12 protein-coding genes and 3 tRNA genes are annotated in these 11,989 nt (G+C 38.9%); 9 read left to right on the top strand and 6 right to left on the bottom strand.

Annotated elements, in window-relative coordinates; translation table 11 throughout:
• Nucleotides 1-62: 62 nt before the first annotated feature.
• The 3 genes from ACWPW6_RS12310 to cspE form a co-directional block, all read right to left on the bottom strand.
• Entirely contained in the window at nt 63-761 is a 699-nt protein-coding gene (locus tag ACWPW6_RS12310; protein WP_154621814.1) for an MgtC family protein, read from the bottom strand.
• 395 nt (nt 762-1,156) lie between these two features.
• On the bottom strand, nt 1,157-1,348 hold the full coding sequence (gene dsrB / locus ACWPW6_RS12315; RefSeq protein WP_195848191.1) for a protein DsrB: 192 nt from the start codon (nt 1,346-1,348) through the stop codon (nt 1,157-1,159).
• Between the two features lie 106 nt (nt 1,349-1,454).
• Nucleotides 1,455-1,667: a transcription antiterminator/RNA stability regulator CspE gene (gene cspE / locus ACWPW6_RS12320; protein ID WP_008911725.1), complete on the bottom strand. Its 213-nt coding sequence runs from the start codon at nt 1,665-1,667 to the stop codon at nt 1,455-1,457.
• Between the two features lie 471 nt (nt 1,668-2,138).
• Between cspE and ACWPW6_RS12325 the strand changes: the two genes are divergently transcribed.
• Nucleotides 2,139-2,657 carry a YlaC family protein gene (locus ACWPW6_RS12325; RefSeq protein ID WP_154624497.1) on the top strand — a complete coding sequence of 173 codons (519 nt, stop codon included), beginning with the start codon at nt 2,139-2,141 and terminating at the stop codon, nt 2,655-2,657.
• A gap of 122 nt (nt 2,658-2,779) precedes the next feature.
• A tRNA-Asn gene (locus ACWPW6_RS12330) sits at nt 2,780-2,855 on the top strand.
• Between the two features lie 49 nt (nt 2,856-2,904).
• On the opposite strand, the gene ACWPW6_RS12335 is transcribed toward ACWPW6_RS12330, so the two are convergent.
• Nucleotides 2,905-4,080 (bottom strand): anaerobic sulfatase maturase, encoded by a 1,176-nt coding sequence (locus ACWPW6_RS12335; RefSeq protein ID WP_249999023.1) that lies wholly within the window; start codon nt 4,078-4,080, stop codon nt 2,905-2,907.
• 12 nt (nt 4,081-4,092) lie between these two features.
• Nucleotides 4,093-5,808: an arylsulfatase gene (locus ACWPW6_RS12340; protein WP_249999025.1), complete on the bottom strand. Its 1,716-nt coding sequence runs from the start codon at nt 5,806-5,808 to the stop codon at nt 4,093-4,095.
• Nucleotides 5,809-6,029: 221 nt separating this feature from the next.
• On the opposite strand from ACWPW6_RS12340, the gene ACWPW6_RS12345 reads away from it, so the two are divergent.
• From ACWPW6_RS12345 to ACWPW6_RS12365, 5 genes are all read left to right on the top strand, one after another.
• Nucleotides 6,030-6,105 (top strand) — tRNA-Asn (locus ACWPW6_RS12345).
• Between the two features lie 259 nt (nt 6,106-6,364).
• Nucleotides 6,365-6,440, top strand: a tRNA-Asn gene (locus ACWPW6_RS12350).
• A 185-nt stretch (nt 6,441-6,625) separates the two neighbouring features.
• The gene (gene pyrC / locus ACWPW6_RS12355; RefSeq protein WP_154624502.1) at nt 6,626-7,675 is read left to right on the top strand and encodes a dihydroorotase; all 1,050 of its coding nucleotides are present in this window, start codon (nt 6,626-6,628) and stop codon (nt 7,673-7,675) included.
• A 212-nt stretch (nt 7,676-7,887) separates the two neighbouring features.
• Nucleotides 7,888-8,142, top strand: a complete 255-nt coding sequence (gene bssS / locus ACWPW6_RS12360; protein ID WP_154635662.1) for a biofilm formation regulator BssS — start codon at nt 7,888-7,890, stop codon at nt 8,140-8,142.
• Between the two features lie 248 nt (nt 8,143-8,390).
• On the top strand, nt 8,391-8,984 hold the full coding sequence (locus tag ACWPW6_RS12365; RefSeq protein WP_163862390.1) for a LuxR C-terminal-related transcriptional regulator: 594 nt from the start codon (nt 8,391-8,393) through the stop codon (nt 8,982-8,984).
• A 31-nt stretch (nt 8,985-9,015) separates the two neighbouring features.
• On the opposite strand, the gene trhO is transcribed toward ACWPW6_RS12365, so the two are convergent.
• Nucleotides 9,016-10,062: an oxygen-dependent tRNA uridine(34) hydroxylase TrhO gene (gene trhO / locus ACWPW6_RS12370; RefSeq protein ID WP_154623002.1), complete on the bottom strand. Its 1,047-nt coding sequence runs from the start codon at nt 10,060-10,062 to the stop codon at nt 9,016-9,018.
• Between the two features lie 268 nt (nt 10,063-10,330).
• On the opposite strand from trhO, the gene ACWPW6_RS12375 reads away from it, so the two are divergent.
• Complete coding sequence (locus ACWPW6_RS12375; protein ID WP_154623003.1) at nt 10,331-10,966, top strand: DUF1007 family protein; 636 nt, start codon at nt 10,331-10,333, stop codon at nt 10,964-10,966.
• The gene (locus ACWPW6_RS12380) at nt 10,957-11,982 is read left to right on the top strand and encodes a nickel/cobalt transporter (protein ID WP_249999027.1); all 1,026 of its coding nucleotides are present in this window, start codon (nt 10,957-10,959) and stop codon (nt 11,980-11,982) included. Before ACWPW6_RS12375 ends, ACWPW6_RS12380 begins: the two co-directional genes overlap by 10 nt.
• The last annotated feature ends 7 nt before the right edge of the window (nt 11,983-11,989 follow it).

Consider the following 11,989-nt stretch of genomic DNA (forward strand, 5'->3'; position numbering starts at 1 on the left):
TTTTACTCCATGACGGAGGGTGATCGTCCATTTCGGCTCCTTTAGTTAATAATTATTCAGCATTAGGCTGGTAGCTCTGATGCCACTTTCCAGTTAATTGCACTGACACTCTGTTCAATACTGATCCGGCAAACCAATGCTTCAATTTCTTTTTGCTCCGCCGGTGTTGCTAAAAATTCAGCAATAACTTCTAACTGTTCCGGTCTAAGCGTATCGGCACTGCTTAATGATTGCAGCCGGATATGTAATCCATTTATTGCTTGTAAAATTAATGTTCTAACTAAGATTTCATCGTCTTGATGACACATCACACGAATTTTATAACGTTGTTCAACATCAAGCGCTTGGGTTTGTGGTTGTTTATTAATTCTTTGTGCCGCTTCACGCAGTAGAATATTGGCACAAAGGATAAGCATCGTAGCCATCGTCGCTAAAGAGTACTGCCCGAGGCCACATAACACCCCAATACCAGCAGAGCACCAAAGTGTGGCCGCCGTATTCAAACCACGAATATTCATCCCTTCACGCATGATAACCCCGGCTCCCAGAAAACCTATTCCAGATACAACTTGTGCTGCGATTCTTCCTGGACTATCAGGTGAGGTGGTGACCGAACTCAGAATAAATACGGCAGCCCCTGTTGCGACTAACGCATTTGTGCGTAAACCCGCCATGCGCTGACGCCATTGACGTTCCGCACCAATTAAAGCGCCTAAGCACATTGCGAAAACTAAATTTAAAATATCGGGAGTAAATAACATGATGATCCCTCCAAAAATAAATTGGATAATAAAAATAGGTAAAATATATTTCACCTAGCCTTAAGCATGAATAATAAAATAATTATTCAACGTTATAGGCTATTACCTGGAGGAAATAATGAATAGAAATAGAGATTCATGACCTTTACTCACAAAAAATACAACCTATTGATAAACAATAGTTATTTAATTAAGGAGTATCGAGAGAGTCAACGCTTGATACTGCCCACCATCGCGGCAAGCAGTTAATAGAAGGAATAATTAATTACTTGCCAATAAAATTAAATTTTTATTACAACTCTGACTGTCCAAGTAATTATCTCCTAACGAAATTTGCAAGAAGTATAGATTGCGTTATTTATGAAGTAAAGCTTTAAAATAATATTTCATAATAATTAGCTTTCTATGGGACTGACAAATATCCCATCTCCCCCTTCTTTTTCATTAAAAAACCAGATACCACCTGGGTATTCAGGTAGAGAAACTAAATACATTATGCCTTCATTAAAAGTTTCAATGAGTAATATTTTGCCTTCACGTCGTTCTTGGCCGTCAGTTTTGACATAAACACGATCATTAATTTTCATCAGATGGCGGTCTCCAGTAAAAGTGTACTGAAACCTAGTGTAGCGGGAATGAAAAAGCCCGTCATTAAAAATGACGGGCTTTAGAAAATCAGTTAAGCAATTAAGCTTAGATTGCAGTTACGTTAGCAGCTGCTGGGCCTTTCGCACCATTTTCAATGGTGAATTCAACTTGCTGGCCTTCTGCCAGAGTTTTGAAACCAGCGCCCTGAATGGCAGAGAAGTGAACGAAAACGTCTTTGCTACCATCAGCAGGAGTGATGAAACCGAAGCCTTTAGACTCGTTGAACCACTTAACTTGACCTTTCATTTTGTCGGACATTTGACTTTTCCTATATAACATCAAAAAAACTTGCCTTTTCGGCATATATGGGCCAGAGTCAGCTATTTAATCAGGAAAAAACCAAGATGAAGCGTCACGGTCAAAGGCTATCTGGGATAACTTTCTTCTTTAGAACACACTAACTCAGTAATCATACATCAAATAGGACTGCTAAACAGGCCGATGACCATTAACTCATGAGTTAAGGATAATAGCAACTATTTTATAGAGATTCCCCTGAAAAAAACGCTGTTTTTTAGGCTACGTCACTTTTCACGCTATTAAATTAACAATTTTTTCGCATTTTGTTGATAGATTGAAAGAATTATTGAGTCAATCCAAACGCTATCAATAAGATAATTCTTATGCCGTGACAATTACACTCAATTTTTTTCGTAACTGATATATAACAATTCGACTTACGCATGATACTCTTCATTGCATAGATGTCTTACAGAGAGCTATCACACCATGGATATCATTAAAAAAATACTTATCGAAGATTTGGACACTATCAATAAAAGCGAAAAGCGTGATGGTAAGCCGTACTTCAACAGTCAATTTATCGCTAACCATCCCTATTTATGTATCGGTATGGTTGCCGCTTATATTCCATTAGCGATTTTAGTCCTCTATGCCCCTTATTTTGGGTTGTACTGGATGCTTGGTTTTACCGCATTATTTATCATTTTAGCGGCTGTTCTGCTATTTGATATTAAACCTGTATATCGTTTTGAAGATATCGGTGTCCTTGATTTACGCGTTTGCTATAACGGTGAATGGTTTGTAACCGAGAAAGTTTCTGATACCTCGATTCAAAAAATCCTTGATTCGAATGATGTTAGTAGTGCAATCAAACAAGAAATTACACGTTTGGTCGAACTTAAAGGGATGGTTTCATTTTATGATATTTATCATATTGCCTATCCGGAAGTTCCTACACGAGTAGAAACACCATTAATGACTCAGAATAAAGCGCAATATCAATAAGCTAGAGTAAAAATCAACCATAATGCACAGTCCGTAACCAAACGAATTATTTTTGTGTTTTTATCGTTGACAGCCTGAGGCGATATCGTTAATATTCGCCTCGTTCTCAGGAACACTGCAATTCCTCCATAGTTCAGTCGGTAGAACGGCGGACTGTTAATCCGTATGTCGCTGGTTCAAGTCCAGCTGGAGGAGCCAAATTTGAAAAGCCCGCTTTATAGCGGGCTTTTTGCTATTAATGTTCATTTTATTTCAACATAGCATTACGCCAACGCTGCACACCTTGCGCATTTCGCTGGTATTGCCTTATCGGCTCTAACACCAAGCTAAAAAAAGCAAAATATCCCTCACATAATTGATTGCGACCTAATAGGTTTACATGCGCGGGACAACCACCTTGACACACCATTTTCACCGCACATTGCTGGCATTCTTTACGGCGGCTTTTATTTTGTCCAAAAGGGAGCGAAATAGCAGAAGTGACAAATTCACTGAATCCCTGCTGTCCATTAAATTTGCCAAGATAATGACTTTTATTTGCCTGATGGTCACAAGCATAAATTTCACCTTTTGTTTCCATCATCATATTCGTGCCGCAGCGCTCCGAATGAACACAGCTTGTGCTTACATGGGTAAAATATTGGCTGTATACTTGTTCGATATTCATTACATAGACTTTGCCAATATGCGCCGACGCCTGCCACTGTCGATACACTGAACTTAAAAACTGCCCCCAGTTGTTTGCACTTAAGGTAAACCCTTGGTTAATCGCATCCCCTTCTAACATCAAGGGCTGAAATTGAATATAATGAGCGCCAAGCTCAACCAGATGGAGATAAATTTCTTTGCCTAAATGAGCAACCCCATCATGAACAACGGTTAATATATTAAATTCAATAGCAAACTGTTGCAGTAATTTAATGCCTTGTAGCACAGCCAGATAGCTTCCGTTATTACCGCGTCTGTCATGGCGATAGCGGTTATGAATATGTTCTGGACCATCAAGACTAACGCCAATGATAAAATCATGCTGTTTAAAGAAACGGCACCATGCCGGCGTTAATAACGTTGCATTTGTTTGCAATGTATTAATAATGCGGACACCTTGAGGCACATATTTTTGTTGTAAGGACATCGCTCGTTTATAAAAATCTAATCCTGCGAGTAGAGGTTCCCCACCTTGCCAGACAAAATTAATTTCTTTGGTATAGATGGGCTGGGATGCAATGTAATTTTTAATAAAAGGCTCCAGCATATCCTTTATCATCGGTGCCGCTTTTTGCTCATTATTTTGTGGATAATAGCAATAGTCACATTTTAAATTACAGCCCGAACCAACGGGCTTTAATAAAATATGAAAAGGAATCGCCGATCTGACCGATTTTTTATCAACGACAGGTGGATCATAAAACGCAATTTTCATTTTATCCTCCTATTACTGCCCTTTTTTCGACTCGATACGTTGGTTCGTTTTAGGATCGATACCAATATAATGCCCCGTTGATTCATCGACGCCGATATAATCTATCGCTTCGCCTTTAGCCTCGATAATCATGCCCGTCTCAGCAAATTGTTGATATTGCCCCTCTAATTTTTTTACAACTTCAGGGTATTTCGACGCTAAATCATGTGTTTCTAGTGGATCCTCTTTTAAATTAAAGAGCTGCCAAGGTGCCATTTCCGCTTTTGACGAACCTTTCACTAAACGTCTTAATTTCCAATCCCCGTCAATTAATGCAGCTTGATTATGTAATTCCACACCAAATAAATGTCGAGGATTAACCGTGCTTTCACCTAGGAAATGGGATTTAAAGCTTGTGCCTAACATCGGTAATGGATGGATATTTTTAATTTGTTTATTTGCATCAATACCTGCAAATTCATATAACGTTGGAGCGATGTCATAAACAGCCATCGGTGTATGATCAATACTGCCTTTTTTGCCAATACCAGGGCCAGTAATAATCAGGTCAGTATTAATTCCACCTTGCGCGCTGGTTGTTTTATGGAAATTTGCATAAGGGGCATTGCTCACATTTGCCCAGTGAGGCCCAACAGATACAAATGAATTCTTACGACCAAGGTTTTCATAACTATTATCAAATTGTTCCCAATATTGCGGATCCGATTCATAATAAAAACCAGAAGCTGGATTAGCACCATTATCCGTAGCAAAAATAATAATGGTATTTTTCTCTCTACCAGTGGCCTTTAATGTATTTATGACACCGCCAATTTGATCATCCATATAGGCAATCATTGCAGCATATACTTGCATTGTTTTCGCAGCATAACGCTTTTCTTCAGGCGTTAACTGCTGCCATTCTTTATCTAAATCCAAATTGGGCATGGGGGTTTTATCATTGATAATACCCAATTCTTTGAGTCTATTTATACGTTGGCGATAAACTTTGCCAAATCCTTCATCGTATTTTCCATCAAATTTACTGATCCAATCGTCAGGCGCTTGAATGGGGTCATGCGGGGCAGTAAAAGCGAGGTAAGCAAATATAGGTTGGTCTTGCGGCGTTTCTTTTATCCATTGTTCAAGTTGTTGCGCATAATTTTTACTTGAATAAAAATCACTCGGCAATGATGTCTTTTCGCCATTTAACGTATAGTAAGTATGAAAACGTTCAACTGTTCCAAGTGGCATCGCATCATCAAAATGACTGGTTCCGCCTCCCATAAATGCAAATGATTGATTAAAACCTCTGTCCGTTGGCCTTGCTCCTTTGGTATAACCTAAATGCCATTTACCTGACATCATGGTGTTATAGCCAGCATCTTGGAAACGCTCCGCCATAGTGACCACTCGGTCGGTTAAACGCAGCTCATAGCCAGGTTGCCCTACCGTATTTTCATACCACCACATTCCCCCCATTCCTGCTTGTTGGTTGGTTGCCCCCGTCAACAGCATCGAGCGCGCAGGCGCAGACATCGGAGAGGTATAATATTGACTCATCCTAACACCTTGATTAGCCATTTCTTGTAAATTTGGCGTAGGGATTTCCCCTCCAAATGGGCTAATGTCAGAATATCCCATGTCATCGACAATGATGATCAGAACATTAGGCTTATCAATAGGTGCAGCAAATGTTGTACTAGAAATCACAGAGGTTAAAGCGACAGCTAACAGTGTTTTTTTCATTCAAGCTCACTCTCATTGTTAATTTTTTTGTAGCTTTAACGTTAAATATAGTTTTCATTAATGACTATCGTTCTTAGGTACGATATCTATTGATCCTATTTTTGCTGACATAACCGCCATATTGTTTATTTAGCAATCACTTGGCAATTTTTTTCATATTTATGCTTTACAAGCATCAATAGGATGGGTAATATTCGCCTCGTTCTCAGGAACATCGCAATTCCTCCATAGTTCAGTCGGTAGAACGGCGGACTGTTAATCCGTATGTCGCTGGTTCAAGTCCAGCTGGAGGAGCCAAATTTAAAAAGCCCGCTTTATAGCGGGCTTTTGCTATTTGAAGATAACCTCGCTTTTCCTATCACTATTTTTCACTACTATTTTTCACTACTATCGTCGTTTATTCATCACGTCTTTCCCCCTCGAAAGCACGTTACCATGCCCTATTCGATGAAACTTACAGCAATTCGATCACAGAACAAGCAATCAAACTTTTCTTACCGTTTCTTCTTTGACATTTCGATCCAGTAACGCTACTATTCCTCTCGCTTTAAGGAGTTCCTCCATAGTTCAGTCGGTAGAACGGCGGACTGTTAATCCGTATGTCGCTGGTTCGAGTCCAGCTGGAGGAGCCAACTTAATTCACCTACCTTTAGTACACTCCCTGTTTTTTCCTTTATGATAAATCCAAATTGAAAACGCTTATATTTCAAGATAATTGTCAATTAGCGTAGCTATTTTATCGTTTTCGTTTTATTATTCTGCTCCGGCTTGAGCATCTTGCTCATTACTCTATTTCCCCCTTTATGGAGCCGGTTTCATGACAACTGCAACAACTTTAACGATCCGCCGCCCAGATGATTGGCATGTTCATTTTCGCGATGGTGATATGCTGAAAACTGTAGTGCCCTATACTAGTCAGTTTTTCGGTCGTGCCATTGTCATGCCAAACCTTGTCCCCCCAGTTACGACCATTGAAATGGCTAAAGCCTATCGTGAACGCATTATGCAAGCGGTTCCTGTGGGTCATCAATTTACGCCATTAATGACTTGTTATTTAACCGATACGACGAATGCCGATGAACTCATTCGTGGTTTCCAAGAAGGGGTATTTACAGCGTGTAAGTTATACCCTGCTAATGCAACAACCAATTCAAGTCATGGTGTTTCTGATATCAAAAATATCTATTCAGCACTTGCTGCAATGGAGCAAGTTGGCATGCCACTATTGATCCATGGTGAAGTCACTTCAAGTGATATCGATATTTTTGACCGCGAGGCGCGTTTTATCGAGCAAGTCATGGAACCACTCAGAAAAAGGTTTCCTAAATTAAAAATTGTGTTTGAGCACATCACGACAAAAGAAGCTGCTCAATATGTACAAGAGGCAGACAATTATTTAGCTGCAACATTAACACCGCAACATTTAATGTTTAACCGTAATCACATGTTAGTGGGTGGTGTACGCCCTCACCTATATTGCTTACCTATTTTAAAGCGTAATGTGCATCAAGAAGCACTACGTGCAGCCGTTGCATCTGGTAATGAGCGCTTTTTCTTAGGGACCGATACGGCGCCTCACGTACAACATCGTAAAGAGTCATCTTGTGGTTGCGCGGGCGTATTTAATGCACCGACCGCACTCGCAGCTTATGCAACGGTATTTGAAGAACTCGGTGCACTGGCACATTTTGAAGCCTTTTGCTCATTAAATGGGCCTAAGTTCTATAATCTTCCTGTTAATGAGGGCTTTATCCAATTAACAAAAGAAAAAAATATCACTGCCTCATCGATTGATTGCGGTCATGATAAATTGATCCCATTTCTCGCTGATGAAGATGTATCTTGGTCTGTACGCGTTGTTAGCTAATCATTTTGACGGGAAGCTAATCACTTCCCGTTAGTCTATTAATCCCTTTTCTGTGACTTTTTTGCATAATCTGTCATTTAGATGCAAAAAAAACGACTTTCCTCTTTTCAAATGACAAAATCCTTTTATACTAAGTGATACTCGTTATGAGTATCTCGCCCTTAGTCAGTTATCGATATGTATTTATCACGTAGTATGATTAGGAGGTGTCTATGAATAGAAAAAATGATGTGATTCAAACCCACCCTGTTGTTGGTTGGGACATCAGTACCGTTGATGCCTATGATGCAATGATGCTGCGTTTGCATTATTTGCCAGAAAAAAGTGAAAATAGTGAAAGTGCTGTTGTTGACAAGACAATGTGGTTAACAACCGATGTAGCAAGGCAGCTGATTAATATTCTACAAGCCGGTATCGATAAAATAGAATCTGGTGATTATGTAGAACCAGATTTTAAAACGCACTAGAGAAAGTAATGGATATTCGGGTTTATCCCCAATATCCATTAGCACATTCAATGCCTTCTTATTCTTAATTTAAATAGATTCAATCTTTATATTTAATATAGTTAATATTAATAGCATAAAATTGATAATTGTTATTTTCGATTTATTATCATAAACAAACAAAATTAATTATTTTTTATCTTTAGTTTATTGACTTTAATATCCCTTACAATTTATTGTAATATTCTTTTCGAACAAGGATGTTCCTTATGAGAATACTAGTGATTGATGAGTGTTATTATACTCGAATTGGCATTACCGAATATTTATCATCTAATAAAAAATTAGAGTTTATCAGTGTGGGGTGTATTGATGAAGCGATTAGTTGTATTAATGACACCAAACCGACAATAGTCCTTGTGAATTTAACTTACTATTGCCATCACTCTAATTATTGCTTATCACTAAAAAAACTTTTAACATCATCGAATGAAACAAGGTTTTATATTTATATCAATGCCACCTACCCAATATCAGACAAGCCATTATTATTAAAGGACAACTATTTTATTATGTCTAAAAAAATCATTATTCCTACTTTAGATAAAGTGATTAATGATTCAGAACATATCAAGGAAACAATAAAACTAACAAATAAATCAAACTCATCAATATTTACATTAAAAGAACAGTGCATTATTAATAGTTGGATGAATGAAACACCTAATCACCTTATTTCTAAGAAATTGGGGATCAGTAATAGTACGGTTTATTCACAAAAGAGGCATATCGTCACAAAAGTGTATGTTAAAAATCGTATAGAGCTTTTCTTTATTTATAATATTTTTAAATATCTCTATTAAAAAAAAGCCCTACATAGGGCTTTTTTAAAAATTAATTATCACTATTTAATAAGCCATCCTCTAAACGATGACGTGATTTATTAAATATTTTATTGCTGACTTCACGGCCTGCTCGGCGGGCACGTTGCTGCTCTTCAGGTAATTTCATTTCTTCAGTACATGCAGCGCTACAGCAGCCTTCATATTTCTCAGCACAAGATGGGCATTGGATAAATAATAAATGGCATCCATCATTCCGGCAATTAGTATGTGAGTCACAAGGCTCACCACATTGGTGACAATGCGCTAATACTTCATCAGTGATACGCTCTCCCATGCGGTTATCGAACACAAAGTTTTTCCCTTTGAAACGCAAAGGTAAACCCTGTTCTCTCGCTTTACGCGCATACTCAATAATACCACCTTCAACATGGTAGACGTTTTTAAAGCCATTATGCAGCATGTATGCGCTAGCTTTTTCACAACGGATCCCACCAGTACAGTACATGACAATGTTTTTATCTTTTTGTTGTTGCAACATGTCAACAGCCATTGGTAGTTGCTCTCTGAAAGTATCAGATGGCACTTCCAGTGCATTTTCGAAATGGCCTACTTCATATTCATAATGGTTGCGCATATCCACAAAAACAGTGTTTGGATCATCAATCATCTCATTCACTTGTTCCGCTTTGAGATACTGTCCCGTCTTTGAAGCGTCAAACGAATCATCTGTAATACCATCAGCAACCACACGATCACGAACTTTCATGCGAAGTACCCAGAAAGATTTTCCGTCATCGTCGATAGCAATGTTAAGGCGTAAGCCATCTAATTCAGGGCTAGTCTGATAAATAAGTTCGCGTAGTGCGTCAACCTTTGATGAAGGTATGCTGATTTGCGCATTGATACCTTCTTTAGCAATATACACTCGCCCAAACACATTAAGTGCTTTGAATTTCACATACCAATCATTTCTAAACTCGACCGGATCTTGGATATTGAAATATTTATAAAAAGAAATCGTTGTTCGCGGCTCAGTCTCAGCCAACATACGTTCTTTAAGAATTTTATTCGAAACTTGATTGTGTAACACTGGCATGGTGTTCTCTTTTCCTTTGTAACTAACTCATCGTTAAAGCTTAAAATCAGATGGTGTCCACGAAGTGTCCACACGAGCTCATTCGCCAATATTATCGCTGTTATTTTGTTAATAAAAAACCCCTAATGTTAAGGGGTTTTGTTTTTCAGTAATACAAAAGGGAAACTTACCGTAATAGATGAGTTTATTTCAACGTGAAATTAAGTTACATTATAACATTAAAATTTGACATTATTTACTCAATCCGACTCATTAACATAGATCGCCTATGAAATTCAAAGCGTTGCTTCTTGTTCTCTGTTTAATATTCACAGCAAAAAGTATTTCTCATCCTCATAGCTTTATCGATATGCAAGTAGTGCCAGATATCAAGCAACAGCAATTTATTGGCCTAACGTTTACTTGGAAAATGGATCCCATGACGTCCGCTGATATTGCTTATGAACTGAAAAATAGTAAGGAAGATGACCCTAAATGGAAAGCTCAGGCAGCAACGCTTATGGCAAATATTCTAGCTCAAGACTATTTCACCGATTTTTATTCGCAAGGCAAAAAAGTGGCCTTCCACACAATACCGAGCCATTACCAATTACGCCGTGAAGGGCTGCAACTAATTTTCTCTTTTAGCATGGTTTTGAAACAGCCTATCGCGATAAAAGGTTCAAATATCGAGTTCATGACCTATGACCCCACCTTTTTTGTCAGCATGACTTACCCCAATCAGCAATCGGTGATTGCCCCACAAGCGCTTAATGCCGCATCATGCCACCTCACCTTGCAAGAGCCTAACGTGTCTGACGAATTACGTTTCTATGCTTATTCACTTGATATTAATCAGACACCTGAAGAGGACACAACCTTAGGGCTGCAATTTGCTCAGAAGGTAAAAATACAATGCCAATAAGTCGATTAGCTCAAGTTTTACGCCCCAAAATTGTCATCAGTCTCTTATTATTCGTAACTCTTAGCGCTGTTGCTTATCAAATTTACCAGTACTGGCCCCTTTGGTTACAAACCAGTGTTGCTTGGCAACGTCAGTTAAATCTTTCTCTGACTGAGTTATTGCAATCAACTCAACGAGCCCCTTTACAAGCAGGAAGCTTACTTGTCGCGGTCAGCTTTCTCTATGGCTTTTTACATGCGGTTGGCCCTGGCCATGGTAAATTGATTATTAGTACTTATATTGCAACACAACCAACTCGCCTAAAACAGAGTGTCCTACTCAGTTTACTGGCCTCCCTGTTACAAGGTGGTATGGCGATTGTCCTCGTCTCCGTTATCTTAGTCGTTTTCCAATTATCCACCCGCCACCTCAATATAGTCAGCTTATACAGTGAAAAACTCAGCTATGCATTCGTCATCTTGCTCGGTTTTTTGTTCTGTTTAAAGGCGATTCACCAGTGGTATAAAACCGCTCAAAGACGCCCGGCATCTGTATGGAAAATACACACAATTTCACCATCGAAACTAAGCCATGGCGCCGTTCTTAAACCGACACTTTCCACGGATGCTGTTTGCGGTTGTGGTCATCAACACGTTGTTTCAAGTAGTCAATTACAAACGAGTATACGTACACAAATCCTTGTCGTGCTCTCTATGGGGCTACGCCCTTGTTCAGGGGCGATACTTGTTTTGCTATTTTCGTCAGTAATAGGCGTTTATCTGTGGGGAGTACTTGCCGCCCTAGCGATGGCAATGGGGACAGCCTTAACGATTTGTTTAATCGCTTGTTTTGTCTATTTTATGCGTGATAGCGCAATGCGGATAACGAAAACGCGCAGTCCCCCTTTTTCGCCGTATTGGGGAATAGCGATTAGCTTATGTGCTGGGATTGTGTTTATCTTGTTAGGTGTCTTGATGTACCAAAGCTTAACACTCAATGAAGTGAGTTCACCTTTACTTACGCCTCGAATACACTGAGTAATAT

The sequence above is a fragment of the Providencia sp. Marseille-Q8014 genome, assembly GCF_965112055.1.